Origin of the sequence: Paraburkholderia sp. (assembly GCF_049581445.1) — a bacterium.
Lineage (GTDB): Bacteria > Pseudomonadota > Gammaproteobacteria > Burkholderiales > Burkholderiaceae > Paraburkholderia.
The window spans coordinates 1-25,357 of record NZ_JBAURZ010000187.1 but is presented as its reverse complement, the minus strand read 5'-3'; the positions used below and the strand labels follow the sequence as shown (position 1 = coordinate 25,357).

Annotated in this window: 23 protein-coding genes; 13 read left to right on the top strand and 10 right to left on the bottom strand. The window is 59.9% G+C overall.

Going from position 1 to position 25,357, the window contains the following annotated elements; translation table 11 throughout:
* Nucleotides 1-9: 9 nt before the first annotated feature.
* From WCA85_RS16680 to WCA85_RS16670, 3 genes are read right to left on the bottom strand one after another with little or no spacing between them, the layout of a single operon-like run.
* Entirely contained in the window at nt 10-753 is a 744-nt protein-coding gene (locus WCA85_RS16680) for an SDR family oxidoreductase (protein WP_424065690.1), read from the bottom strand.
* Nucleotides 750-2,066, bottom strand: a complete 1,317-nt coding sequence (locus WCA85_RS16675; RefSeq protein WP_424065688.1) for an FAD-binding oxidoreductase — start codon at nt 2,064-2,066, stop codon at nt 750-752. Before WCA85_RS16675 ends, WCA85_RS16680 begins: the two co-directional genes overlap by 4 nt.
* Nucleotides 2,067-2,069: 3 nt before the next feature.
* Nucleotides 2,070-3,494 carry a UbiA family prenyltransferase gene (locus tag WCA85_RS16670; protein ID WP_424065687.1) on the bottom strand — a complete coding sequence of 475 codons (1,425 nt, stop codon included), beginning with the start codon at nt 3,492-3,494 and terminating at the stop codon, nt 2,070-2,072.
* A 330-nt stretch (nt 3,495-3,824) separates the two neighbouring features.
* Between WCA85_RS16670 and WCA85_RS16665 the strand changes: the two genes are divergently transcribed.
* From WCA85_RS16665 to WCA85_RS16650, 4 genes are read left to right on the top strand one after another with little or no spacing between them, the layout of a single operon-like run.
* Nucleotides 3,825-4,670, top strand: a complete 846-nt coding sequence (locus WCA85_RS16665; protein WP_424065685.1) for a glycosyltransferase family 2 protein — start codon at nt 3,825-3,827, stop codon at nt 4,668-4,670.
* Nucleotides 4,667-5,629 carry a UDP-glucose 4-epimerase family protein gene (locus tag WCA85_RS16660; protein ID WP_424065683.1) on the top strand — a complete coding sequence of 321 codons (963 nt, stop codon included), beginning with the start codon at nt 4,667-4,669 and terminating at the stop codon, nt 5,627-5,629. Before WCA85_RS16665 ends, WCA85_RS16660 begins: the two co-directional genes overlap by 4 nt.
* Nucleotides 5,630-5,637: 8 nt before the next feature.
* Nucleotides 5,638-6,678: an MraY family glycosyltransferase gene (locus tag WCA85_RS16655; protein ID WP_424065681.1), complete on the top strand. Its 1,041-nt coding sequence runs from the start codon at nt 5,638-5,640 to the stop codon at nt 6,676-6,678.
* Nucleotides 6,678-8,564, top strand: coding sequence for a polysaccharide biosynthesis protein (locus WCA85_RS16650; protein WP_424065679.1), 1,887 nt, complete (start codon nt 6,678-6,680; stop codon nt 8,562-8,564). Before WCA85_RS16655 ends, WCA85_RS16650 begins: the two co-directional genes overlap by 1 nt.
* 80 nt (nt 8,565-8,644) lie before the next feature.
* Here WCA85_RS16650 and WCA85_RS16645 read toward each other — a convergent pair whose 3' ends face one another.
* The 3 genes from WCA85_RS16645 to WCA85_RS16635 all read right to left on the bottom strand — a co-directional run bounded on the left by WCA85_RS16645 (nt 8,645) and on the right by WCA85_RS16635 (nt 11,084).
* The gene (locus WCA85_RS16645; protein ID WP_424065677.1) at nt 8,645-9,226 is read right to left on the bottom strand and encodes a PIN domain-containing protein; all 582 of its coding nucleotides are present in this window, start codon (nt 9,224-9,226) and stop codon (nt 8,645-8,647) included.
* Between the two features lies 1 nt (nt 9,227).
* On the bottom strand, nt 9,228-9,698 hold the full coding sequence (locus WCA85_RS16640) for a helix-turn-helix domain-containing protein (protein WP_424065709.1): 471 nt from the start codon (nt 9,696-9,698) through the stop codon (nt 9,228-9,230).
* 285 nt (nt 9,699-9,983) lie between these two features.
* Complete coding sequence (locus WCA85_RS16635) at nt 9,984-11,084, bottom strand: MraY family glycosyltransferase (protein WP_424065675.1); 1,101 nt, start codon at nt 11,082-11,084, stop codon at nt 9,984-9,986.
* A gap of 220 nt (nt 11,085-11,304) precedes the next feature.
* Here WCA85_RS16635 and WCA85_RS16630 point away from each other — a divergent pair, with 220 nt between their 5' ends.
* Together WCA85_RS16630 and WCA85_RS16625 are read left to right on the top strand one after the other, a co-directional pair.
* A complete protein-coding gene (locus WCA85_RS16630) occupies nt 11,305-11,679 on the top strand; it encodes a hypothetical protein (RefSeq protein ID WP_424065674.1) in 375 nt (124 codons plus the stop codon).
* A gap of 274 nt (nt 11,680-11,953) precedes the next feature.
* A complete protein-coding gene (locus WCA85_RS16625; RefSeq protein ID WP_424065672.1) occupies nt 11,954-13,609 on the top strand; it encodes a methyl-accepting chemotaxis protein in 1,656 nt (551 codons plus the stop codon).
* Nucleotides 13,610-13,626: 17 nt separating this feature from the next.
* On the opposite strand, the gene WCA85_RS16620 is transcribed toward WCA85_RS16625, so the two are convergent.
* Nucleotides 13,627-14,817 carry a hypothetical protein gene (locus WCA85_RS16620; protein WP_424065671.1) on the bottom strand — a complete coding sequence of 397 codons (1,191 nt, stop codon included), beginning with the start codon at nt 14,815-14,817 and terminating at the stop codon, nt 13,627-13,629.
* A gap of 410 nt (nt 14,818-15,227) precedes the next feature.
* Between WCA85_RS16620 and WCA85_RS16615 the strand changes: the two genes are divergently transcribed.
* From WCA85_RS16615 to WCA85_RS16605, 3 genes are all read left to right on the top strand, one after another.
* Nucleotides 15,228-15,578 (top strand): hypothetical protein, encoded by a 351-nt coding sequence (locus tag WCA85_RS16615; RefSeq protein WP_424065669.1) that lies wholly within the window; start codon nt 15,228-15,230, stop codon nt 15,576-15,578.
* A gap of 272 nt (nt 15,579-15,850) precedes the next feature.
* A complete protein-coding gene (locus WCA85_RS16610; RefSeq protein WP_424065667.1) occupies nt 15,851-16,069 on the top strand; it encodes a hypothetical protein in 219 nt (72 codons plus the stop codon).
* A 94-nt stretch (nt 16,070-16,163) separates the two neighbouring features.
* Complete coding sequence (locus WCA85_RS16605) at nt 16,164-16,352, top strand: hypothetical protein (RefSeq protein ID WP_424065665.1); 189 nt, start codon at nt 16,164-16,166, stop codon at nt 16,350-16,352.
* 74 nt (nt 16,353-16,426) lie between these two features.
* Here the strand turns inward: WCA85_RS16605 and WCA85_RS16600 are convergent, their stop codons facing one another.
* Entirely contained in the window at nt 16,427-17,191 is a 765-nt protein-coding gene (locus WCA85_RS16600; protein WP_424065663.1) for a TylF/MycF/NovP-related O-methyltransferase, read from the bottom strand.
* 99 nt (nt 17,192-17,290) lie between these two features.
* Here WCA85_RS16600 and WCA85_RS16595 point away from each other — a divergent pair, with 99 nt between their 5' ends.
* Nucleotides 17,291-18,061, top strand: a complete 771-nt coding sequence (locus WCA85_RS16595; protein ID WP_424065661.1) for a TylF/MycF/NovP-related O-methyltransferase — start codon at nt 17,291-17,293, stop codon at nt 18,059-18,061.
* 583 nt (nt 18,062-18,644) lie between these two features.
* Entirely contained in the window at nt 18,645-20,534 is a 1,890-nt protein-coding gene (locus tag WCA85_RS16590) for a CocE/NonD family hydrolase (protein WP_424065660.1), read from the top strand.
* A gap of 71 nt (nt 20,535-20,605) precedes the next feature.
* Here the strand turns inward: WCA85_RS16590 and WCA85_RS16585 are convergent, their stop codons facing one another.
* Nucleotides 20,606-21,247, bottom strand: coding sequence for a phosphatase PAP2 family protein (locus WCA85_RS16585; RefSeq protein WP_424065658.1), 642 nt, complete (start codon nt 21,245-21,247; stop codon nt 20,606-20,608).
* 634 nt (nt 21,248-21,881) lie between these two features.
* Between WCA85_RS16585 and WCA85_RS16580 the strand changes: the two genes are divergently transcribed.
* Both WCA85_RS16580 and WCA85_RS16575 read left to right on the top strand, forming a co-directional pair.
* A complete protein-coding gene (locus WCA85_RS16580; protein ID WP_424065656.1) occupies nt 21,882-22,067 on the top strand; it encodes a hypothetical protein in 186 nt (61 codons plus the stop codon).
* A gap of 544 nt (nt 22,068-22,611) precedes the next feature.
* Complete coding sequence (locus WCA85_RS16575; protein WP_424065654.1) at nt 22,612-24,045, top strand: sigma 54-interacting transcriptional regulator; 1,434 nt, start codon at nt 22,612-22,614, stop codon at nt 24,043-24,045.
* A 264-nt stretch (nt 24,046-24,309) separates the two neighbouring features.
* Here WCA85_RS16575 and WCA85_RS16570 read toward each other — a convergent pair.
* Nucleotides 24,310-25,357 (bottom strand): mannose-1-phosphate guanylyltransferase/mannose-6-phosphate isomerase (locus tag WCA85_RS16570; protein ID WP_424065653.1); only part of this gene is annotated, 1,048 nt, incomplete at its 5' end.

The following is a 25,357-nucleotide window of genomic DNA, read 5'->3' as shown; positions in this document are numbered from 1 at the left end:
GTCACGCTCTTACAACGACAGCCGCTTGAAAACCCGTCCCGGGATTGAACGGATGATCAGCATGATGATCGCCCAGAACCACCGCGTGTACAGCACATCCTTGCGCTTCTCGACTGCGCGCACGATGTCGCTCGCGACCTGTTCAGGTGTGGCAACCAGCGGTCCGGGCAAGGGCAGGCCCGCAGTCATCGGCGTTGCCACGAAGCCCGGCTTGACTGTGACCACATGCACGCCGGCCTTGAAAAGCCGCGCATTGAGCCCTTCGCAGAACACGGAGAGTGCAGCCTTGGCGCTGCCGTACAGATAGTTCGAAGGCCGTCCACGGTCGCCGGCCACCGACGAAATCACTGCCAACGCGCCGCGCTTTTGCGCTTCGAGGGTATTGGCGATCGGCGTCAGCAACGCGATTACGGAGACCGCATTCGTATTGAACTCGCGAACCGCGACGTTTGGATCGGTCTGGCATGCCGCCTGGTCCGGCAGCGTGCCGGGCGCCACCAGCACGATATCCAGCGCGCCAAGTTCGCTCGCACACCGCTCGAGCATCCCCGAATGACGCTCCAGGCTATCGATATCCAACTGATGGCAGGCAGCCAGTTGCGCGCCGCGCGCGGTCAGATCATCTGCAACCTGCTGAAGGCGTTCACCGTTGCGAGCCACGAGGAAGAAGCGGGCATCGCCTTGTTTCGCCCATTCGCGGGCGCAAGCAATAGCGATCGCCGACGTGGCGCCAACGATAAGAATGTTTTTCATGTTTGAGTTGTCCGTTCCCAAAAGCGCGACAGCAACGCAGGATCGCGCAGCGCTTCGACTTGCTGCCATTGAGGGTAAGCGGCGCGAAAGTCGGCGCCGGGCATATGCGCGTCCTTGGCCGGATAAATGCGTCCACCTGCTTCGCGTACGATCGCGTCGAGCGCGGCGAAAAGCCGTAAGTTCGACGCATCGCGTTGCGGAAAATCGAGTGCGAGTGAGGTGCCTTCGAGCGGAAACGACAGCAGGCCGGGCGAGCGCACATTGCCGCACCGCTTGAGTACCGCGAGAAACGAGCCGGTGCCACTTCGCGCGATGGCGTCGAGAATCGCGCGGGTCGCGTCGCGCGAGACGGCCGGCGGAACCACGCACTGATATTGCTGAAAGCCTGAGCGGCCGTAGATGCGGTTCCACTCCAGCAGGCTGTCGAGCGGGTAGAAGTAGCTGTCGTAGCCGACCGTCGACCGCACTTCGTCGCGCTGCTGCTTTTGATAATAGAGTTCGTTGAACGCGCGCAGTGTGACCCGGTTGAAGACCGGAATCGGCAGCGTGAACGGCACCGTTTTCTTCTTGCGGCTCGTCACTTCGAGCGGGCCATCCGTGGCATGGTCGCCGACCATCAGGATGCCACGGCCAAGCGCGGAGCCTCGGCTCTGACAATCAACCCACGCCACGCTGTATTCGTGCAGCGGGTCGAGCCGTTCCGACAACACGAAGAACTCGTCGAGATTGGCAAAGCGGATGCTCGTCACATCGATCATGCTGGAGCGGATCGGCATCAACTGGATCTCGGCCCACAGGATCATGCCCGTGAGGCCGAGTCCGCCAATCGTGGCGGCGAAGAATTCAGCTTGCTCATCGGGCGCGCATTCGAACTGCGTGCCGTCGCTACGGGCGAGAGCAAAGCGGCGCACATGCCGGCCAAAGGTGCCGCGCACGTGGTGGTTCTTGCCATGCACGTCGTTGGCGATGGCGCCGCCGAGCGTCGCGTACTTGGTGCCGGGCGTTACCGGCAGCATCCAGCCGCGCGGAATGGCGACGTTGAGAATCTGTTCGAGCGTCACGCCGGGTTCAGCACGCAGGACACCCGTTTGCCAGTCCGCTGCGATCAGCCGGTCGAGCGGCAACGTCTGCACCACATGCCCCGACGCCGCGAGGCAACTGTCGCCGTAACTGCGACCATTACCAAATACGAGCGCCGTGCCGTGTTCGCGCGCCGCATCGCGCCACGCGTCGCGCGCACCGTCGCGCCATGCAACGGAATGCACGTCCTGTGGCAGGTTGGGGTAGCGCCCCCACGACAATACGGTGCTCATCGACTAGATGGCCGCCCAAAAGACCAGGCCGGTCAACGCCACGACGGCGAGGCTCACGCGGTCGCGTGCAGCGAACACAATGGGGTCGTCGTGCATCTGGCCACGGTGCGCGATGATCCAGGTTCGGCTGACCCAGTAAAGCAGCAGGGGACAGGCAAGCCAGATGATTTGCGGATGGCTATAGAGGCTGGCGGTTTTCGCGTCCTGAATGTACAGCGCGAGAACGAGCACCGCGAGATAACCGGACGACGTGCCGAGCGACGAGATCAATGACAGGTCGCTCGCGACATAGCCACGCCCTCGCGTCTTGACGAGGCCGCGCTCTTTCATTGAGTGCAACTCGGCGTAGCGCTTTACGAGCGCGAGGCTGAGGAAGATGAACATCGAGAACGCCAGCAACCAGAACGTCAGTTGCGCGCCTACCGCCGTCGAACCGGCGACGATGCGGATTGTGTAGAGCATCGCCAGCACGACCACGTCGACCATGACCTGGCGTTTGAGATACATGGAGTAGGCAAGCGTCAATGCGTAGTAGCCAAGCAGCACCACGCAGAAACGCCACGGCAATAATATCCATGCCGCAGAAAATGAGCCGACGAGTAGCACAGGGAAGAGGCCAATCCCCCAGGTGAGCGGCAATGCACCTGACGCTAATGGACGCCGGCGTTTGACGGGGTGGTGCCGGTCGTCTTCGAGATCGAGCAGATCGTTAAGCAGATAGACGCTGGACGCGCACAGCCCGAAGATCAGGAACGCCAGCAACGCGTCGATCACGAGGTGCGGCGACGACAGCTTGTGTCCAGCCAGGAGCGGCAGGAAGATCAACAGATTCTTCAGCCATTGATGCAACCGCAACGACTTCGCCCAGATCTTGGCACTCGGCGGTCGCGATTCAATGACGCGCTCCACGTTGCCGATCTTGCGAGCGGCCTTTTCCACACCGTTGGACGGATTGACCACGTACGCCCGATCAGCAGACTGCCAGACGGCGATGTCGTCGTGCGAGTTGCCGGCGTAATCGAAACCCTTCTCACCGTACTCGGCCACCAGCTTTTCGCGCTTGTTGTGCGCGGAGAGATTGATCGTGTCGTTGGTGGCGAAGGTTTTGTCGAACAGCTTGAGGTGATCCGCGATGGCATGCGCGTAGCGTTCGTGGCTTGCCGTGGCAAGTACCAGCGTGCGGCCAGCGGCGCGCTCCTCCTTCAGCCATTCGAGCACGGTGGCGTCGTAAGGCAGAACGGTGACGTCGACATTCGTGGCGCCTGCGAGGCGCGTCTTCAGTTCGGGTTTGCCGCCGCGTGCAAGCCACAGAAGCGGCTCGTAGAAGCGATGAGGGGCGGCCTTCAGATAGGCGAAACCGGACTCAATCAGGACGTCCGAGCGAATCAAGGTGCCATCCAGATCGACGACGAGTGGTCTGCTGCGCATTCAGTCTGCCCCGCGGGCGAGTTGTAATAATAAGCGTCGGGCCATTACGCACGACACCACACTTATTCGATGGAATCAGAAACGTACGGAGTTTGGCGGCGCTACTTTACTATTTCACGATATTAGGCACAACCTTACATGCGAAAGTGCGTTGATTTTGCAGCATATCCTTTCGATTCCTGCAGAATAAATGGGGTTTGATGTAAGCAGATGTAGCCGTAACAAAAGGAAAGCCCGGTTGCCGAAGTCGCCAAAATTAAGCAAACTGCGTGCTTGTTGCGGCCACACAACGAACCAAGTGTCGTTATAAGACACGCAGTCCAATTCCATATGAATGCTACGATCGCGCCGCGCTCTGAAATTGAAGGTTTATCCGTTTCCGTCGTGGTCTACAGGCCGGACCTCGCGGAACTGGAGAGCACGCTTGCCACCTTGCGTGCTGCCTGCCAGACGTTGCGTGCCACCCGGCCGGGTTGGCCGGTCACGCTTTACCTGGTGGACAACGGCGGCTTGCCGGACGTTCGTCCTGCACTTGAAGCCCTAGGCGCGGACGATGTCACGACAAGCATTTTGACCGGGCACGGCAACGTCGGATATGGCCGAGGCCACAATCTGGCCATTAAATCCGCGAAGAGCCGCTATCACCTGGTGCTGAATCCCGATATCGACCTCGACCGGGACGCGCTGGTCCGCGCCGTCGACTTCTTTGAAGGGCATCCTGACACCGGCCTGCTGACGCCGTGGATCGGCGACGAGAACGGTCGCCAGCAGTTCCTTTGCCGGCGCTACCCAACCTTGCTGGACCTGTTCGTACGGGGCTTTTTGCCCGGTAGCGTGCAGCGGCTGTTTGCCCGGCGTCTCGCACATTACGAGATGCGTGACCTGATCAACGACCGCGATATCGTTTGGAGTCCGCCCATCGTCAGTGGCTGCTTTATGTTGTTTCGAACGGAAGTGCTGCAGAAGCTCGCAGGCTTCGATGCACGCTACTTTTTGTATTTCGAGGACTACGATCTGAGCCTGCGCGCTCATGACGTGGCCCGTGTCGTCTACCTGCCGGCCGTGCGTGTTTTGCATCACGGCGGTGGCGCGGCGCGTAAAGGATCGGCCCATATCCGGATGTTCGCTGCATCGGCGTACAAGTTCTTTAGCCGGTTCGGCTGGAAGTGGCTATGACGCAGATCCTCGTGACCGGAGCAAACGGCTTCGTGGGGCGGGCGCTGTGCCGCGCGCTTGTCCACGGTGGTCACGCTGTCACCGGGCTTATGCGGCGCGCTGGCAGTGTGATCGGTGTCGACGGGGTGCGCGAGTGGGTCGAAACCAGCCAGGACTTTAAGGATATCGGCAGCGCCTGGCCGGCAGGACTGAGCCCGGCGTGTGTGATTCATCTGGCCGCGCGCGTGCACGTGATGCGCGACGACACGGTTGATCCGGATGCGGCCTATCGCGCCACTAATGTGGAAGGCGCCTTGCGTGTCGCCGAAGCGGCGTTTCGCAACGGCGCGCGACGCTTCGTGTTCGTCAGCAGTATCAAGGCGACCGCTGAAGCGGATGAAGGACGGCCGCTGCGCGAGGACGATATTCCGGCGCCCCAGGATGCCTATGGCCGCTCGAAGCTGGCCGCGGAGCAGGCGCTTGCGCGTTATGGAGAGAGCGTAGGGATGGAGATCGTGATCGTCCGGCCACCGCTGGTCTATGGCCCGGAAGTTCGCGCCAACTTTCTGCGGCTCATGGACGCCGTGTGGAAGGGCATACCTTTGCCGCTGGCTTGCGTCGATGCGAGGCGGAGCCTGGTCTACGTCGAGAATCTGGCCGACGCGCTCATGCACTGCGCGACCGATCCGCGCGCGGCCAACCAGTGCTTCCACGTCGCAGACGGCGACGATCCGACGGTCAGCACACTGGCGCGCTCGCTCGGCAAGCATCTGCAGAAGCCGACCCGGTTGTTGCCGGTTCCGGCGGGGTTGCTGCGTCTGGCCGGGAAATTGACCAACCGTACGCCGCAGATCGAGCGTTTGATCGGCAGTCTGCAGGTCGACGCTAGCCGGATTCGCAGCCTGTTGGGCTGGCAGCCACCTCATTCCCTCGACGACGGACTGGCGGCGACCGCCCGCTGGTATCGAGCGACGCATTGAGATTGTCCATGTTCATGCAAGTTTTTAACCAATCGCCGTGGACTGCCGTCGGGCTGGAAGCCCTTGTGGCCGCGTGCGTGTGCGCGGTGATCCTGCAGGTCTTACTGAAAACCGGCTTGGCCTGGCGCCTCGCCACCGACATTCCGAACGATCGTTCACTGCACGTGCGTCCCACACCTCGGGTAGGGGGCTGGGGCATCGCTCCGGTAGCGGTGCTAGCGATCCTGTTGACTGGACCGGGCCTTTGGTGCGCGGCCGTGGCGGCGGCTTTCCTCGCGGCCGTGTCGCAGATCGACGATCGCCGTGGGCTGCCCGCGCGGGTTCGTTTTGCGGCCCACCTGGTGGCGGTGGCAGGCTTCGTCGCAGTCTATCCGGCGCCGGTGCCGTGGTGGATGCTGGTGGCCCTGTCGTTTTGTATGCTCTGGCTGGTCAATCTTTATAATTTTATGGACGGCGCGGATGGCCTGGCGGGAGGCATGGCGCTGTTCGGCTTCGGCGGATATGCCATCGCCGCTGGGATCGGCGCACATCCGGTGCCGGACCTGGCCTTGGCGTCGGCCGCGGTGGCAGGGGCGGCGCTGGGCTTTCTGCTGTTCAATTTCCACCCGGCGCGGATTTTCCTCGGCGACGCCGGATCGATTTCGCTGGGCTTCCTGGCGGGCGCGCTGGGCTACTGGGGCTGGCTGCGCGGCGCGTGGCCGATCTGGTTTCCGGCGCTGGTCTTCGCGCCCTTCATCACAGACGCAACGATCACGTTGATGCGACGGCTGTTTCGCGGCGAAAAATTTTGGCAAGCGCATCGGGAGCACTACTATCAACGGATGGTGCGCTCGGGCATGAGCCATGCCCGGACCGCATCGGCCTGGTATGCGGTGATGGCGGCAGGCATAATGCTTGCAATAAGCCTACTGGGCCGCTCGCCTGCTGTTCAATGGTGTGTCGTTGCCGCGTGGATCGTCGTGCTGTGTCTGCTGGGTGCGACGGTGGATCTTCGCTGGCGTCGCTTTCAGTCAACACTGTCTGAACAATCTTCTGAGGTATCACGCTGATGCTAAGAAACAAAGCTTCGTGGCTATCTCTCAGCGCTTTTCTGTTCGACTTGTGCGCAGTCGGAGCGGCTTGGCTCACCGCTTACATCATCCGCTTCAACGGCTCGGTTCCAGCAGATTTCTGGACCGGCGCCCTGCACGCGCTGGCGTGGGTCTTACCCGTCTACGGCGTCATGTTTCGCATCTTCGGGCTGTATCGAGGCATGTGGGTATTCGCGAGCCTGCCCGACCTGATTCGTATCTCAAAGTCCGTCGCGACGGGCGCGCTGGTGGCGATGGTGGTGTCGGTCATGGTTCAGCCGGTGCCGATCGTCCCGCGTTCAGTGCTGGTGGTTTCCCCGCTGCTCCTGTTCCTCGCCATGGGCGGCTCGCGCGCGCTCTACCGCGCCACCAAGGAGTTTTATCTCTATGGCGGCCTGGTCGCACAAGGTAAGCCGGTTGTGGTGCTGGGCGCAGGTTCGGCCGGCGCCAGCCTGGCGCGCGAACTGTCGCGGTCCAGCGAATGGCGTCTGGTTGGCCTGCTCGACGACGACGTCGCCAAACATGGCCGTGAAATCTACGGCTACAAGGTTCTCGGTCCTATCAGCGAGTTGCCGCAACTTGCGGAGTCGCTCAAGACCGATTACGCCATCATCGCCATTCCGTCGGCTTCGGTTGAGGCGCAACGCCGGGTTGCGACCTTGTGCGTGCGCGCGGGCGTACGCGCCATGGTGCTGCCCGCACTGACCGCGCTGACGCAAGGTCAGGCATTCCTTTCGCGGGTCCGTCAGATCGATCTCGAAGACTTGCTGGGCCGCGATCCGGTCAAGATCGACACGCCGCACGTCGAAGCACTGCTGCGTAACCGGGTGGTGATGGTGACCGGAGCAGGAGGGTCGATCGGCTCGGAGTTGTGCCGTCAGATTCTGCGCTTCGAACCGGCTCAACTCATTGCGTTCGATTTGTCCGAGTACGCGATGTACAAGCTCACTGAAGAGTTGCACGACCGCTTCCCGGGCTTGCCCGTCGTGCCGGTGATCGGCGACGCGAAAGACTCGTTGCTACTTGATCAGGTGCTGTCGCGCCATGCGCCGCACATCGTGTTTCACGCGGCTGCCTATAAGCACGTCCCGCTCATGGAGGAACAGAACGCCTGGCAGGCGGTGCGCAACAACGTCCTGGGCACCTATCGCGTGGCGCGGGCGGCGATTCGCCATGACGTGAAGCATTTCGTGCTGATCTCCACCGACAAGGCCGTCAACCCGACTAACGTCATGGGCGCGAGCAAACGATTGGCGGAGATGGCATGCCAGGCGCTGCAGCAGACCAGCGCGCGTACCCAGTTCGAGACTGTGCGCTTTGGCAACGTGTTGGGTAGCGCGGGGAGTGTGATTCCGAAGTTCCAGCAGCAGATTGCCAAGGGTGGTCCGGTGACTGTGACGCACCCTGAGATCACACGCTTCTTCATGACGATTCCGGAGGCTTCGCAACTGGTGTTGCAGGCGTCGAGCATGGGGCGTGGCGGCGAGATCTTCATTCTCGACATGGGCGAGCCCGTGAAGATCGTCGATCTGGCGCGCGACCTGATCCGGCTGTATGGCTTCAGCGAGGAGCATATTCGCATCGTATTTACCGGGCTACGACCGGGCGAAAAGCTCTACGAAGAATTGCTTGCCGACAACGAAACCACGACCCGCACGCCCCATCCCAAGCTGCGGATTGCTCAGGCGCGTGGCGTGCCGGACAATCTGCTGGACGAACTGCTGCCCTGGTTGATGCAGCACCGGGTGCCGGGTGATGACGAAGTGCGGCGCGATCTGCGGCGCTGGGTGCCGGAGTATCAACCGACTTTGGCGCCGCCGCTGCAGAGCGTGCCTACCGTGACGGGTATTCAGGCTTCGATGTGAGGTTTTGTGATTTGAGGCACTGATAATCCGGCCATTTCTCCGCGACTTTCTATCTTCTTGCGGAATGTGCTGGCCCCGAGCTATATCAGCTCTGCTGCCTCACGTATCCTCTGGGCGGTTGCGGGCAGACCGCTGCGCTCAAGTGCCTGCGCGAAATCCTCTGGTGTGGACTCAGGTTTCTTCCGGCGGGCTCGCATGTGCTTGAACGCTGTCATCGCGACAATCGGATCCAGGTCCCACTGGTTGATGATGAATCGATCCGGATCCACGACTTCGATGCCGTATGCCGCAACGTTGTCGGATGGGAAGTCACGAAGGTTCGCGGTCACGATGCAATCGACGTGACCCGCCACCGCGGCCGCAAGGACGTGCCTGTCATCCGGATCGGGAAGATGATAGCTCTCAACGAGCGGCTCCCAGGCTGCTTCCGGAATCTCCCAGTCCGGCACAGCTTCGCGCATATTGTCTCGCCGAAACTCAAGCTTGCCTTTGAGTTCGGGTCTTTGCGCTTCGAGCGAATCGATCCACTCCTGTTCAATCCGCCGTGTCCACTTGGCGGCAAAGAGTCCGACCGTAGCCAGACTCATCAGCGAGTCAGTGATCGCGATTGGAAACAGGACGCACGCGTCCAGCAAGGCGGTGTAACGTGCATTTCCCGCCATTTCAATAATCCAGTCCTAACTCGCGGGCATTATCAGCCAGACGGTCTAAGGCGGCGGCCTGCTTTTCACGCATTTTGTTTGCGTACTCGACGAGGTCGTCAAACGCTATCCGTCTATGCGTTCCCACCATGCGATGTTGCAATCTGCCTTCTTCAATTTCCTTTATGACGAACGGCCGCGATACGTTAAGAAAATGGGCTGCTTCTACCGTAGTGAATTCCCGGTTGGCCGGCATTATGGTGATCGAGCGCCCTTCGCTCATGGCGCCTAGCAGTTGTCCAATTAGTTTCAGTGCTGCTGGAGGCACGTCGACAGACGGATGTTCACCTTTGTCTGTGGTGAGGGTAATGGCTGCGGCCCGGGAGTGATCGAGTGCTTCCATGATGCAGCGCTGCGCGACGCGTGCCATCTCCAGTTCGCGATCCGTCAACGGTGGAGGGGTCACCTCGCGGATTCGGTCTACGGTACGCATATCTGCGGTCCTTTTCATGATGCTCATGATTCGATATATCGGCTGCATGCATTCCGCAATGCGGGATCAAGCGTACTTGATATCTGAATTAAACGCAATAAGTGCAATAAGTGAAAGCCTTGTGTCTGCAACAAGCGGGCGGCCTTAGGAGCGACGGATGATGGCGACGGCTGGAGACTGTCCTTGGGGTGTGAACTCAAGGCAGCAGGGGATGAAGTCGATCTCGACAAGGCTTTCTAGGCAGGCAATACCAAAGCAAAAGGCGCTTCGGCGCCTTTTGTCGTCTTATCGCCGCTTCTTCCGCACCACCAGCCACCGCGGCGACTTGAACCGCACGATGCTCACATACAGCCATACGTAGGTCGCTGCAAACACCACCACGAAGCAGAACAGATGCAACGTATGCCGCCAGAACAGTGTGGCGGGAACCACCGCGATCAGGCACAGGAGCCACAGATAGGGCGACGTCAGCGAATTGCGCCGCGTCAGCTCACTGGCGGTCCGCGCACCCACAGCCCATCGCATCAGCCGTTTGTACACGAGCATATGCAGATGAACGCCATCGGGAATCCCAGGTGACATCCCGCGAATGAACTTCTTCCGGTAGATCGAGAAGCACGTCTCGAAGATCGGGTACATGAACAGCAGCACCGGGTACCAGGCGGACACGTCGCGGTTGCGCATCACCAGCAGAATCGACAGTTCGGCGAGCATGAAGCCGATAAAGTACGCGCCGCCGTCGCCCAGAAAAATCAGGCCGGCCGGGAAATTCCAGATGAAAAAGCCCATGACCGCGCCCATCATGATCAACGATGCGGACAGGACGACCGGGTCCGACACCTCGAACGCCACGTATGCCAGCGAAGCGAACATCATGAATGCAACCATCGACGCCAGCCCGTTAAAGCCATCGATGATATTGACGGCGTTCGCCAGGGCCGCGACTGCTAGCACTGTGACCGCGCACGAAATCACCGCATAGGACAGCAGAAAATCCAGCAGCGGCACGCTGATGCGCGTCACCGCGATATTCAGCAGGAAGTAGGCGAGGGCGGCGGCAGCCATCGTAGAGATCAGGCGTACGAGCGGCGACACGCGTTTGGTCAGGTCCTCGATCAGCCCGGCGCCAAACGCGGGGATGCCACACGCCACCAGGCCGAGAATCCCCGCCGACACGACCGGGTAGGTCCCATGCAACTGCAGTGCCGACGCCACGAGCCCGATCAGAATGCCGGTGCCACCAATCCTCGGCACGGGTCGCACGTGGAATTTCTGCACGCCCGCCAGATCGGTGTCGGTGGAGAATCTTTCATGCAAATGCGCGTAGCGCACGATCAACAGGGTGACCAGCAAGGAGACGAGAAACCCGAGTGCGAAACTAAGCATGAAGGAGAGCCTGAGCAAAGACGCCGAATTATACAAACGAAACGCCGGCGTCCTGGAAAGCGCGGTGGCTGCCGCCAACGTTTAAGGCCCCACAAAGCGAGCCTTGAGCATGTATGGGTATGCAGGCGCGGATGGTTGACAGCGCGGCTGCGATCGGCGCGCCAATCCTGCATACTCTTATTTTGTACTATTGGGTCGAGTTGGACTTATGGTTGGGAAATTGGTCTTTGCTGTCATTGCGCTTTCGGTTGCAGGGAGCGTTTTCGCCGGTGGCTATTCGAAGCCGGTGGTAATGACGGGGGTGACGCAAATGGCGGACACCGCCGAATTGCTTTTCGATCCCGCGCCTGCGGATACTGGCAAGCTGGTCGTCCTCGGCGATCATACGAACACACCGCAGCAAACCTATCGGTTTGTATATAACGTGCCGGCAGCGGCGCCCAACGCTGTGAACCCGCCGGTCAATATCGCATTTAGTGACAAACAGACCCTGACCATCCTCTGCGACCGTTTGTCGGATATCTGCAGGTCCACCGGTTATGTGACCGAAGGAAGCGCGACTTTTTCCATGTCGTGGAAGGTCTTGCAGCGATAACGCAGACGCTTATGCACATGTATCGGCGCCACGCGGCAGAGCACGCCCTCGTCTGAAATACCCGGCAAGCATCTCCAGGCGTCTCCTCGTAGCGCTTTTTCGCCTCCAGGTCCCATATAGTGGCCTGCAATTCCCCGGAAAGTACTGCCTGTCATGGATTTCCCCTATCCAGCCCCGTCGTGACGCGCCGATAACTCAGAGGCGGCGAAGTGCGAACGGGGAGGTCTGGATCGTCTGTCGCACGACCAGGACGTTATGGGAGAGGGGAACAATAGTGCTAAAGAACATCACCATTCGCGGCGGCTTGACGCTGCTCATCAGCGTGTTCGTCGCGTTTCTGCTGACTGTTATCGGGGTCGGCTATGGCGCGCTCAAACTGGCGAGCGATGGTTTGCAAAACGTGCAGCACAATTCGGCGGCGCTGTCGCATCTGAACGCGAGTTCCGCGAAGCTGCTGCAGGCGCGCCTCGCGCTTGGCAGCTATGAGACGCTGTTCAGCGTAGGCAAGCAGACGGACGATCTGCTGCCTGCCGCGCACAAGGTGCTGCTCGAATCGAACAGCGACTTCCAGGACTACGTCAGCGGCCCTTTCAGCAGCGACGACGAGCAGCGGCTCGCACAGGCCGTACAAAAGGCACGCTCCGCGTTGGTCGACGAAGCGATCGAGCCGGAATTCAAGGCACTCACCGATAACGACTTCAACACCTTCCGCAACATCCAGGGCGAAACCGCGAACAACTTCTACGCCAGCTATGCAAAAGCGATCGATTCGCTGGAGCAGTTGCAAACCGATAATCAGCAGCGTCAGGCGGAAACAGCGAAGATGCGGTTTCGTATCGCGACGATGGTGTTCGGCGGGATCGGAGTCGGTGCAATCGTGATTGGCTTCATGGCGCGGCTTGGTTTGTCGGCGGCGGTGATCAAGCCGGTGAATCAGACGATTCGCCATTTTCAGCGCATCGCGGCCGGTGACCTGACGGTCGGGGTCAAGGTGCGTTCGCGCAATGAAATGGGCCAGTTGCTGGGCGCTTTGGTCCAGATGCGCGACGGGTTGGTGGATACGGTATCGAAGGTGCGCGGCAGCACGGGTGCGATCACGCAAGGGGCTAACGAAATCGCATCGGGTAACGCTGACCTGTCTCGCCGCACGGAACAACAGGCCGCTGCGCTCGAGGAGACCGCGGCCAGCATGGAAGAGCTTTCCGCAACGGTGAAGCAAAACGCCGACAACGCGCAGCAGGCCAACCGGCTCGCCCACGGCGCGCTGGAGACGGTGACGCGCGGCGGCAGTGTCGTGAGCCGTGTGACGGAAACGATGGACGGGATCACGACCTCATCGCGCAAGGTGGCGGAGATCATTGGGATGATCGAAGGCATCGCGTTTCAGACTAACATTCTGGCGCTCAACGCCGCAGTGGAAGCGGCTCGCGCGGGCGAGCAGGGACGGGGCTTTGCAGTGGTCGCCTCGGAAGTGCGCAGCCTCGCTCAACGTTCGGGCACGGCAGCCAAGGAGATCAAGGAGTTGATCGGCGAGTCCGCCGCGAAGGTGCAGCAGGGTGCATTGCTGGTTGCTGAGGCTGGCAAGACGATGAGCGAAGCGATGCAGTCGGTGCAACGCGTCACTGGCATCATGGGCGAAATCGAAGCGGCTGCGCTCGAACAAAGCGAAGGGATCGCACAGGTGAACAAGGCGATCACGCAGATTGATGAAGTGACGCAGCACAACGCGGCACTGGTCGAAGAAGCGGCCGCGGCGGCGAAGTCACTGGAAGAGCAGGCGTCGGTGTTGCGCGAGGCAGTCGCCGTGTTCCGGCTCAACGAGGATGGCTCAGCTGCCACGGCTCGCGAAGAGCCGTCTTCGGCCAATCAGTGGCGTGAGAGAGCGCCCGGGACGCTTCCGTTTCCCGGCTCGCCAGTCGCAGTGGGGTAAATCCCGGCACGCCTGCGTCAAAGACGCGAGCGCAGCCACGCCCTAAGTCCCCCCGTCGAAGCTTGCTGGGTCGCCGGTCCAGCATCTGCGCTGGCCGGCCGCGTGCGCAGGGCTTCGAGGTCCGAGAAACGTTGCTGGGCCAACGTCTGTGTATCGCCCAGCGCAGCTTGAGTCCGATCCAGCTGCGCGCCTAACGCTTGCGCCTCGGCGAACCGGTCGGTCGCGAGCCTCTGCGCATCGGCCAGCGCAGTTTCAGTGCGATCCAGTTGCGTGCGCAACGTTGCCGTCTCGGCGAAACGTTCGATCGCAAGCCTCTGCGCCTCAGCAAGCGCCCCATCCATCGCGCCGAATCGCTCTGCCAGTGAACCGATCATAGTGACGAAGTCGCGGGAAAACAGATGGTCGAGCGTCGCAGCAGGCATTGCCTCGTGATCAGGCGGCGGTACGCTGCCCAGCCCGAGCCATTCGCCAAAGCGCCGTTCGGGCGGGGCTTCTTCCATCAGAGCAGGGAGATTGAATCGGGCAGCGACCATCCGGTTTGACTCATCGAAGTGCTGCACGATGGCGCGTCGCGTGCCACTGTCCATGTGAGGGCGTGCCGGCAAACCGGCAGCGATCAGTTCGATGACACGTTCTTCCGGCTCGCTGAGTTCCCGTTGCTGCTGGGCGCGACAGAAGTTCTTCAGCGATTCGACGAGCGCCAGCGCGGTATTGACGCGTGCTTCCGCCAGAGGAATGCCGACGGGCCAGCCGATCACACGAAGGAAGTCACCGACGACGCTTGTTCTGTCGAGTGCATCGTAGGAACGCACGTTCAACTCGATACCGCGAATGTCATCGAGTTTCGAGGTCAGTTGCGCGTAGTTCAGCGTGAACTCGGCCAGATCATGCTGCATGCGTGTACGCACGTAGCTCGAAAAATCGAGGCAGAAGCGGCTTTTCAGGCGCTCCGGGTAGTTGCTTTCGATGTAATCGGACTGGCGGCGCAGATACAGCACCACGACGACCCGCTCCACAACGCTCAGGAGCCGGTCGATCAGATGCTGAAAGCCACTGGGGTTGACCCACAGCATGTGAGAAAACTCTTCGCTGGAGAGGATCACATGCTGCGGTACGCCAGAAATTTCAACGAGCAAGGACTCAACGCGTGCGCTTTGCTCAGGCGAGTTCGTCTGCTGAGCCAGGCCGTGCTGGCCAGAGTTCTGCACCAGTCGGCCCGTGCGAGGAAAGACGAATCCTGCCTCTGCCACCCGGTCGGACTGAAGCGCTAGCGCGTGCTGGATCGTCGAAGTGCCTGTTTTGTGAGTTCCAATGTGTAAGTAGCAGCAGCGCATAGCGTAGATGAGAGCCTTCTGGCTGGGTTCTGGATAGCTGATGGTGAATGCTGTGGCGCAGCACGCTCGCGATGTCCCGCGTGGCCCGCGTCCAGCACCCGGATCAGCCGTAGTTTAACGTTGGTCTCTTTCTCCCGTCACTTGGACTCGACGGGTGGGTTAAGGATTGTCACAGGTAAACTGCGGTACTCTACCTGTCCGGTATTTTTGAACCGACACACAACGTGGCCATTCGTGCCGATACAATCACGTGGCGACAACCGCCGTAGACCCAGTCAGCGCTTATGCATAACTCCTTTGATAACTACCTGTTTCCGGGCCGTGCACTATTCATGCTGCGCGCGTTGGTCCGCCCAGGTGCCACGAAGCGAAGCGTCCTGCTGGTCAGCGTGAGCCTCATGTCCGCCTGCACGACTGTGTCCACCGTGGATTCGCGCCAGGACGGTCATCTGGTCCTGACGAGCCGCGCACGCTGTAGCCTGACCTCCTGGAATCATGTAAAAAACGTTGGACTGAAGCATGCCGCCGCTTACTGCAACAAGCAGAAGTCGCGGTTTCACCTTGTCGCGGTCCACACCGAAGGGGTATGGGGCGCCACCGATCAGGTTATCGAAGTCGTGTTCGACTGCATTTAACCCGCGATGTAGCCGTCTCTACCGGCCTCGCCCCACCCTTATCTCGACTTTGATACCGGCCGCAATGGGCGCGCAATAGCGATTTTCATACTGGCAATCCCGCTACAATGCCGGCCGGGGGTGAAGCGTTTCACCCCATTTTTCTGTCCGGGCAATCCAGAAAAGCGATCTGCATCCAAAAATCCGAATCCCGTGCGACCAATTCGATTATTGGCGACATCAGCCGAAACGCGTTTTCGTTCAGAGCGTTTTACGCGCGGCGGGCCAGGCGGTTGACGCTCGCGCTCTACGCGATGCCCGTCGCCACCTTCGTTTTCAGCCTGCTGTTCTGTTTTCCCGAGGACACGTTTCATCTCGCCAAGGACATCCTCGCGGTGTCGACGATGACATCCAATATTTTCTTGTCCAAACAGACGGGCTACTTCGATACCAAGGCAATCGATCAGCCATTGCTGCACACATGGTCGCTCTCCGTCGAAGAGCAGTTCTAAATTGTTCTCCCACTGCTGCTGTTCTGGTTGCACAGAAAGTCGAAGGCATGGGCGATGGTCGAACTCTCGAGATTGGCCGTCGTTTCGTTTTCCTATGCGATGTTTGACGGGCATCGCGGCTCTGCTGGAATTCGACGGGTTGCCGATCTATCGCCATAACGATTATCACCACCTGAGTCTCGCCGGTAGTTCGCTGTACTACGGGAAGTATCAGGAAAAGCATCCTCGCGAACTCGACAGAATTCTCGGCAAGCCCTTGATGCGGTTTTCACAGCCGGGTTAAGGCGGGTTGCGAACAGCCCAAGCGGTTCTCGCCTGGGCATGTGGTACCAGGAGCCGATTAATGCCCCGTTGCAGTCATCGGCGATTTTTCCGCATGACTGCCGTGCCGGCCAGGTCAGGCAGCGGCATGATTGCCTCGGGCTTGTCGGCGAAGAACTCATCTACTGCTTTTTCCGCCCCGTCCCAACAGAGGCTTGAGTAGTCGTGCATGAGAATAAACCCGCCGGGTGACATGCGCGGATAGAAATACTCAAGGGAGCTGAGCATCGGTGCATAGAGATCGCAGTCGATATGCACGACCGCAAAGCGTGCATCGCTCGGGAGCTGCGAAGCCGTTTCCGGAAAATACCCTTTGATGAATTCGACGCGGTCGTCTCCGACGCGTGCCCGAACTGCTTCAACGCTGGTATCAGTAAAGGCGCCCGCAAGGTGCTTTTCGTCTCGACCCAGATCGACTTCGGGCAGTCCTTCAAATGTGTCCAGCAGATAGAGCGTGCGGTCGAAGCGACGTGCGAAAGAAGCCAGTAATTCGGCAGTGTTGCCTTGCCACACGCCAAGTTCCGCAAAGTCTCCGGCGACTTTGTCTTTGGAAATCTGGTCAGCGATCAGGCAGAACGAATAGAACCGCGCCATGTCGTTACTGTGCGAAACGAGGCCGCGCGAAAATTTCTCGGCGTCTTCCTCAGGGCTTACGGCGCCACCGAGCATTTGATACTTTAAATAGTTCTTACTGTATCGCTCAGGATGAGAGAAACCCCGCAGTTCGCGCCAGCTTAGGGTCTTCTCAGACTGCTCAGGCTCGCGATGAAGAAGCCGCTTCATCGTTTCCGCAATTGACATGTGTTGCTCCGCTGATCGTGAGGCAATAGTATAAGTGAAGCATGTTGGCAGCAGAGTGACAGGCGTGGCGCGGAACCGCCGCCGCGCGGAACTGCTACTATGTATTTCGCATTTTTACACGATGTTTTCTTCCATGTTGTAATCTCAGACGGAAGGAGTATGTCAATGGCAGAGCGTGAGGCGGCGAGAGACTTGTGGGTCAATGCACTAGGTAACAGGGCGCCCCAAAAATACACCGAAAACATCGAAAAATATCTGGCGCGTGGGGGGATTCTCGACCTCGAAACCGACATACAGAAATTCGCAAATAACGATCAGACGCGCTTTTTTGCGTTTTGCCTGATTGTTGACCAGATCGTCAAAGATAAGGTGCCGGGCGATTTCGCCGAACTGGGCGTATTCAAGGGTAACTCCGCGCAGTTTCTTGCCTCGATCGCTCGGCGGCTTGATCGCACCACGTATCTGCTCGATACCTTCGAGGGTTTCGACGGGAGGGATCTCGCCGAGAACGAGACCCAGCTGAAAGGGGCGTTCGCCGATACGAGCCTGGAAGCCGTTCGTGCAAAGGTCGGCGACGAGCAAACGGTCTTCATCAAGGGATACTTCCCGGAGACTGCGTCCCACATTCCGGACGATGCCTCGTTTGCGCTCGTCCATATCGACTGCGATCTGGGTGAACCGATGATGGCGGGCCTACGATACTTCTATCCCCGCGTTAAGCCCGGTGGCTTCATTGTCATGCACGACTACAACAGTTTGTATTGGGACGGCGCGGAGCAGGCGATCGACAGTTTCTTCGCCGATAAGCCCGAAAGCATTGTTCCGCTGCCGGACTTTTGTGGTTCCGTCGCTGTCAGAAAGTCCAAATAGCATCGTTGACGCTAACAGATGCGCCGCGCTTGCACGGTTGCAGTAACGACATAGAAGGTTTTTGCTGTCCAGCGCGCTGTGACCGTTGGCAGCCGGTCGGCTGACTTTATCTCCACTGTCAGCCGATAATTGATTCGGACTCCAGATGCCCTCTTGATTAAGAGGGTCGCGTTTTTGGACCGTCCCCGATTCGTCGACACTTACGACCGTGCTTTCTGCGTTGAGGCGCAAGCGGCGATCTTGCCGGCGTGCTCAGACCGTTCGTGCTCCCCGTTTACACCTATTTAACTGAAGAATGCCTGGCGCGGAGCGCCGTTTCCCAGCATGCCGGGTCCGCACTGGGATGCTCGACCCTGCGCACTTCGCGGCCGCCAAGCCGGCTTAAAAGCGCATAACGCTCTTGCCGCGCCGCCGTTACCGAATAGGCCGGATTAGGCGCCAGGTCGTGTGTGTGAGATCGCACTTAACTTTGTCTACGGATAGCGCTTACTGGCTGCGGCAGTGCTGCAGGAACGCTGCCACTTGGCTACAGGGAAGACGTAGATCTGACCTGAAACGCTAACCGATAATAGGACGTAGAACAATGAAACCTGTCGTTTTCAGTGGGCATTTCGGCTGGTTGCATCCGGCCGCTGGTGACCGGGGCGTCGTGATTTGCAACCCTCTGGGACACGAGGCTATGTGGTTGCATCCGGCGATGCGCGAACTGGCGGAACGTATCTCGGCACGCGGCCTGCCGGTGCTGCGCTTTGACTATCTCGGCACAGGAGACTCGACGGATCTCGAAGGCGCGTTGCGCCCCGACGCATGGGTCGACCAGGTTCTCGAAGCAGTCCAATACATGAAAAGCGCGACTGGTGTGGAGCGCGTCTCTCTCGCGGGATTTCGTTTTGGCGCAACGGTCGCGGCGCTTGCGGCCCAACGCACGGAAATTGAGTCGCTTGCGCTGCTGGCGCCGGCCGTGTCGATGCGTCTGTTCTTGCGCGAAATGAGCGTGTTGCATCAGGCCTGGCGCCACACCGCAGGCTTTGGAGAGGGCGATGCGATCACGCCCCCGGGTGCGCGCGATATTGTTGGCCATCGCTTTAACGCCGACGCTATCGAGGCACTCGGTAATCTTGACTTGCGTAAAGAACCCGCACCGGTAGTAAAGCGCGCTTTGCTGGGCCACAGCGGTCCGCGCGACCCTAGCTATGCACTCGCTGCCCATTTCGAAGCAAACGGCATCGAGGTCGCTTCTGTTGCGTTCGAGAATTACGCGCAGGTGATGCAGCCGCCGTGGATGACCGTGCTTCCCGAAGCGTTATTGAATGCGGCGACGGATTGGGTATCGGAAGGTGCCGCGTCGCTGGCCCATGTGCCGGAGTCAACGGTCGAGCCCAATCCGGCGATCGTGACACCGAGCTCGATTGAGTATCCGCTGCAGGTTGCACAGGGTCGCCTCTTTGGCATGCTCTGCGAACCAGCCGTGCGGCGCACTTCAGCTGAACAGACCCCCGTGGTGCTGATCGCCAATACGGCGGCCACACATCACGTCGGCGATGGACGTTTCGCCGTCGAACTGGGCAGACAGCTTGCGGAGCAGGGCTACGCATCGCTGCGGGTCGACGCAGCCGGACTGGGTGACAGCGCCGGCAGCCCCCGCTCTTGTGTGCCGGGGCATACCGTGATGGACGAAACGGGCGCCGATCTTTCGCTCGCGGTGGATTGGCTGGCTGCGCGCGGCTTTCGCAACATCGTGGTATTCGGCATCTGCGCAGGCGCCTACGCTGGACTGGTGGCCGCCCGGCTTAACCGGGCGGTGCGCGGCGTCGTGCTGGTCAATCCCGTGAGCCTCGGCTTGCCGCAGGGTTGCACCATGCAGGGCGCGTCCGAACTGCAGACTGGCTCGCCGCGCGCGCATCTGCGCTCGATGATGCGTGCAAACAAATGGGCACAGGTGATTCGCGGCGAGGTTCGTCTCGCCCCCGTCCTGCAGACGATGTGGCACCACGGCGTGGCGCAGGCACAGGGGGTGGTGGCGTCATGGACCGACGATGCGCTGTGCGCGGGGGACACGCAAAGCTATCAGGTACGCAAACTGTTCAAGCGGCTCGATGCAGATGGCGTACACATGCGCTTGCTGTTCAGTCCGCGGGACCACAGCCTGGACGAACTCTACATGCACTTTGGCGTCAACGGCCGTCGCCTGAAGCGCCTCTCACGCGCGCGCACGCTGATCTTCCCGAGTATGGATCACGAAGTGCTGGATCGTGTCGCGCGGGAGCAGGTCGTGACGATGTGTCAGGAGTTTCTCCATGAAGCGTTCCTTGCCGGGCCGACCGCCGACGCACGATCTCCTGTATCGACGCCGGCCGGCATCGTTGCCGCTTCGCTCGCGGCCCATGCCGCCGTCGGCGCGAGCAAGGATAGTGTTGTTGAGCGCGATACGGGCATATCGGCCCGTATGCCCGGGGCTAGAAATTCTGCGTGATGTGGGGTTCTGGTGAGCCTCTGTTCAGGGCTCACCCATTACAAACTCGATGGCCGTATCAACTCGCGGAGTTAGCGGTTATCGTCCAGTGGCACCTTGCTCCATTGCTGCGTCAGCCTGGGCGCATTCACGTCGATCCAGGCTGTTACCGGCAAGATCTTGCCGTGACAGACCACGATCAGCGCCAACGCCAGCGCCGCGAACGGCGTGGAGTCGTGGCGCGCACCCCTGCCAATCGAAATCACACCTGAGCGGGTTCGCAATGCGAGCGCCGTGATGCAGGTGAGCCCGGCGACGAGTGTACCGAGCAACCAGCCGCTCACCACTTCTGCGGGCGAATGAACGCCCATTAGTAGACGCGACCAGCCAATCGCCAGTGCAAAGACAAGGCCGAACAGATAGGCGAGCATTGCCGTGCGCGTGCGTGCCTGGCTTGCGCACAACGCGAACGTCGTCGGGTAGACCGCGCTCGCCAGCATGGTGTGACCGCTGACGGCGGTGAAATTGAGCGCCGGTATTTCCAGGCCCCATGCCGCATACGCGAAGTGACTCGCGGCGACAAGACCCGCGCTTGCGCTGAAGCAGGCAATCCAGGTAACGAGGGCACGCCATGAGCGTGTTGTGGTCAGCCAGACCACGACAGCGCCCGCGAGCGGCACGGTGAGAAAGGGATCGCCGAAGTTCGTGAGATAAACCAGCAGTCGCACAATCATCCTATCTTTGCTCCTCGTGTGCGGTGTATCAAGTGTAATCAAGTGTTTCCCGACATCACCGGGGACGCCGTATGTTGGTACCTTTATGACCTAAGGGCGATCGCAAAGTTGTGCTGACTAGTGATCCGATGTGTGTCCAGATGTATAAGCCGGGATGCGCAGGCGGGACCGTCAATGGTGATCGTTTTCACGGGCAGACTTCAAGGATTTTTCGGTCTTGCCGTGGCCTTCGTGGCCGCCATGCGCAGGAGTCCAAGTGGCCGGTTCCGTTTGGCTCGCAGATGCTGTAGGTGCATGAAAGGTCTGAGCGTGAACCGCAGGCTGATACCTGGAAGGTGAGGTGTGCGTCGAATGGGACGTGTGCACGGTGTGTGCAGGATGCGTTGAACGCTTCGCGGCGTAACGTGCACAAGCTCCGCCACGCGAATGCAAGGAGCAAGGCTGGGTGCGTCGCGTGTCTGGAAGCGAACGTTCGTTAGTAGACGGGTGACTTATGATGGCGGCGCTGGGTACGGACCTGATCGCAGAAGCGGCGGGAGCAGCAGACGTGACAGACGTTGCAGATGGCGGCACGAGCGCTGGCTGACTCGCCGCGGATGCAGCAGGAAGGGCAGGCGATGGAGTATCGCTGACCATGACCGTATCGAGATTGATGTTGGGTGTGGACAGTCCGTCGATCATCGACTTGCCGATGGCGCCCAGCATCACCGCAGCGCTACACACTGCAAACAGCATCACCCTGCGCGAACGCACCGTGGCGAGCCGGCTCATTCTCGTGGCAACCCATCGCGCGATACCTGGCATGACAGTCGCTGCATAAGCGGCATTCGCTCCCCTGCACTATATAGGGTGATGTCATGAGCAGCAGCAGGGCACATGGCACACGGAATTGCACAGTAATGGATTAATCGCGCCGCCGGCGCACTGATCAGGTGCTTTTTTTTCATCGTCGTTACGGATTTCGCAGTCGTATGAATGAAATATTAAACTGGGTAAAATTGCCAGTAAATTTCGAAAGCTAGCCTTTATCGGTAGAATTTTAGTGACTGTCGGATGGCCTTTTTCGCGTGCTGTCCACAAGTGGTCTGTGCGGTTTACCACACAACATTGTCCGCTCGCGGAGCTCTATCTATTTGAATTTTAAGGGTGGATAATCCATCTGGGCGATGTATTTCCTTCTCTATGCGAAGGATTCGTCCGGCCGAATTTACCTGATTTGTTATCTCGAGCTTGTATATCCAGTTAGATTTACGTGTAATGGTTAGAACGTGTCGGTATTAACGACGGATTCCACCCATTGCACGGTGCGCTAATAAAGACTGGAATTTCTCGGGGGATGACCAATAACAGGCAAAGGCGCAGATTTGAACATTAAACCTTATCGCACACTGGCTTATGTGTCGCGCTCACCAGAACGTGGTTTGTGCGACATGCTCGGGCAGCGAGGTTGGGACGTTACGGTCCTGAAGACTGCCCGCGAGGCGAGGACGTATCTCGGGTCGAGCCACCCCACGGTGGGGGTGTTCGACTTCGCATGCGGCTTCTCCGCCAATGATCTCGCCGGCTTTTCAACGTGCTTTGGAGCACGAGGGATTGGCTGGGTCGGTATTCTGCTCTCCGCGCAACTGCAAAACGATGTGCCGCGTTCGCTGCTGCGCAGGCATTTCTCGCGCTATGTGACGGTTCCGCACGACCTCGACAGAACAGTTGAGGTGATCGGTCATGAGCACGGTATGGTGACGCTAAACGGCGTGCCCGATGTTCCCGCGGCGCGCGATGAAATCGTGGGTTCCTGCACGTCGATGAATGAGCTGTTCCGCTCGATCAGCAAGGTCGCGAACAGCGAGGCGCCGGTGCTGATATCTGGCGAATCTGGCACGGGCAAGGAACTGACCGCGGTGGCGATCCACAAGCGCTCGGTTCGACGCAACGGACCGTTCGTCGCCATCAATTGTGGCGCACTTCCTTATCATCTGGTGCAATCCGATCTGTTCGGCTACGAGCGCGGTGCGTTCACCGGCGCATACCAGCGCAAGATCGGGCGCATCGAGGCTGCGAATGGCGGCACCTTGTTCCTCGATGAGATTGGCGATCTGCCGCTCGAAAGCCAGACCATCCTGCTGCGGTTTTTGCAGGAGAAAAAGATTCAGCGTCTCGGTGGCTCTGAATTGATTGACGTGGATGTGCGGATCATCTCGGCCACTAACGTGCGGCTCGAAAACGCGGTATCGGAGCAGGCGTTTCGCCAGGATCTCTATCACCGTCTTTGTGTGTTGCGTATCGACGAACCACCGCTGCGCGAGCGCGATGGCGATATTGCAGTCCTCGCTTATCACATGCTGGACAAGTATCGCAGCGATGCCTTGCATCACATAAGAGGTTTCTCCGACGAAGCGCTGCAAGCGATGTCCGACTACACGTGGCCCGGCAATGTGCGCGAACTGATCAACCGGGTGCGGCGCGCTGTCGTGATGGCAGAAGGGCGCATCATCACGCCGGCCGACCTGGAACTGGACTACATGGCGCGAGAGTCGGGTAACACGCTGACCCAGGTGCGTGAAGCTGCGGAGCGCGAAGCGATTGAGGCAGCATTGCGTCGCCACCGTGGCCGCTCTCAGCCTGCTGCGCGTGAACTCGGTATCTCGCGGGCAACGCTGTACCGGCTGATGGCGAACCATGGCGAACGCCGGCCCCAGGAAGAACAGGTCGTCACTGAGCAGGCCGATGCGAATATGGAGCATCAGGAAGAGCGGCGCCTTGCGGTGGTGGGTGGTGGTTCCTGGTCATCCAAGCACTAGTCTTGCATGCGAGCCGCGCGGTCTACGCGCCTGGTAGTCACGTCCCCTTCGCTCGCGCCACGTCAGCACCTTCCCTGAAGTAAAGATCACGCCGGTTGCGTCTTCGGGCTCGATGCGTCCGATGGATTCCTGCGCGCGCGCCAACCACGGCAAAGCCAAGCGGCCGAACGGTCCACTAATTTTGCTGGGAACATCCGGCCGCTGAGCTTCGCCGTCATTTAACCGTATTTCAACGGGTCACCGTTGAACACGCGGGTCCTGCTATCAGGAAGGCATGCGCCCGTAGTTGTCCTCGAAACGGACGATGTCGTCTTCGCCGAGATAGGCGCCCGACTGCACCTCGATAATTTCGAGCGGTGTTTTGCCGGGATTGCGCAGCCGGTGGACAGTGCCGAGCGGAATATAGGTCGACTGGTTTTCGGTCAGCAGAAATACGTTCTCGCCGCAGGTCACCTGAGCGGTGCCGCGCACCACGATCCAATGTTCGGCGCGGTGATGATGCATCTGCAAAGACAGCGTCTCGCCCGGCTTCACCACAATGCGCTTCACCTGGAAGCGGTCGCCGGAATCGATCGAATCATAATAGCCCCACGGCCGATGGACCTTGCGATGGTGGTCTGCTTCAGAGCCATGTTCTGCGCGAATGCGGGACACGATAGTCTTGATCTGCTGGGCGTTCTGCTTGTCCGCGACGAGGACCGCGTCCGCCGTTTCCACCACCACCACGTTGTCGAGACCAACGCATGCAATGAGGCGTCCTTGCGAATGCGCGAATGTATTGGTCGAGCCTTCAAACATGACGCGCCCGCGTCCAACGTTGCCCAGCGCGTCCTTGGGCAGCATCTCCCAGACGGCATCCCACGAACCGACATCGGACCATGAAGCGTCCATCGGTACCACGACGCCGCACAGATTGCCGCATTCGCCAAGCCGTTCCATCACACCGTAGTCGATCGATTCGTCCGGGCAGTTCTGAAATTCTTTTGCTTCCAGATGGACGAACACATCATCAGATGCGCCATTCCGATGCGCGCCTTCGCAAGCCGCGTAGATCGCCGGATGCAGTGTCTCGATCGCCGATAGCCACACCGAGGCACGCACGACGAAGATGCCGCTATTCCACCAGTACTCGCCTGAGGCGACATATTGCTCGGCCAACTCGCGATGCGGCTTTTCGACAAAGCGGTCGATCACGTAGCCGCCATGTTCGCCGAGCGGTGTGCCCACTCGCACGTATCCGTAGCCCGGCTCCGGGTGGCGCGGCACGATCCCGATCGCCACCACTGCGCCGTCCGCGGCGTAGTGCGCGGCG

What these genes read in the sequence shown, in the direction of transcription:
- WCA85_RS16680 (WP_424065690.1), bottom strand. Translation starts at nt 753, where the DNA reads ATGAAAAACATTCTTATCGTTGGCGCCACGTCGGCGATCGCTATTGCT.
- WCA85_RS16605 (WP_424065665.1), top strand. Translation starts at nt 16,164, where the DNA reads ATGCGATGTTTGACGGGCATCGCGGCTCTGCTGGAATTCGACGGGTTG.
- WCA85_RS16655 (WP_424065681.1), top strand. Translation starts at nt 5,638, where the DNA reads ATGTTCATGCAAGTTTTTAACCAATCGCCGTGGACTGCCGTCGGGCTG.
- WCA85_RS16615 (WP_424065669.1), top strand. Translation starts at nt 15,228, where the DNA reads ATGCATAACTCCTTTGATAACTACCTGTTTCCGGGCCGTGCACTATTC.
- WCA85_RS16645 (WP_424065677.1), bottom strand. Translation starts at nt 9,226, where the DNA reads ATGGCGGGAAATGCACGTTACACCGCCTTGCTGGACGCGTGCGTCCTG.
- WCA85_RS16585 (WP_424065658.1), bottom strand. Translation starts at nt 21,247, where the DNA reads ATGATTGTGCGACTGCTGGTTTATCTCACGAACTTCGGCGATCCCTTT.
- WCA85_RS16600 (WP_424065663.1), bottom strand. Translation starts at nt 17,191, where the DNA reads ATGTCAATTGCGGAAACGATGAAGCGGCTTCTTCATCGCGAGCCTGAG.
- WCA85_RS16670 (WP_424065687.1), bottom strand. Translation starts at nt 3,494, where the DNA reads ATGCGCAGCAGACCACTCGTCGTCGATCTGGATGGCACCTTGATTCGC.
- WCA85_RS16675 (WP_424065688.1), bottom strand. Translation starts at nt 2,066, where the DNA reads ATGAGCACCGTATTGTCGTGGGGGCGCTACCCCAACCTGCCACAGGAC.
- WCA85_RS16635 (WP_424065675.1), bottom strand. Translation starts at nt 11,084, where the DNA reads ATGCTTAGTTTCGCACTCGGGTTTCTCGTCTCCTTGCTGGTCACCCTG.
- WCA85_RS16595 (WP_424065661.1), top strand. Translation starts at nt 17,291, where the DNA reads ATGTATTTCGCATTTTTACACGATGTTTTCTTCCATGTTGTAATCTCA.
- WCA85_RS16650 (WP_424065679.1), top strand. Translation starts at nt 6,678, where the DNA reads ATGCTAAGAAACAAAGCTTCGTGGCTATCTCTCAGCGCTTTTCTGTTC.
- WCA85_RS16590 (WP_424065660.1), top strand. Translation starts at nt 18,645, where the DNA reads ATGAAACCTGTCGTTTTCAGTGGGCATTTCGGCTGGTTGCATCCGGCC.
- WCA85_RS16640 (WP_424065709.1), bottom strand. Translation starts at nt 9,698, where the DNA reads ATGCGTACCGTAGACCGAATCCGCGAGGTGACCCCTCCACCGTTGACG.
- WCA85_RS16660 (WP_424065683.1), top strand. Translation starts at nt 4,667, where the DNA reads ATGACGCAGATCCTCGTGACCGGAGCAAACGGCTTCGTGGGGCGGGCG.
- WCA85_RS16665 (WP_424065685.1), top strand. Translation starts at nt 3,825, where the DNA reads ATGAATGCTACGATCGCGCCGCGCTCTGAAATTGAAGGTTTATCCGTT.
- WCA85_RS16580 (WP_424065656.1), top strand. Translation starts at nt 21,882, where the DNA reads ATGACCGTATCGAGATTGATGTTGGGTGTGGACAGTCCGTCGATCATC.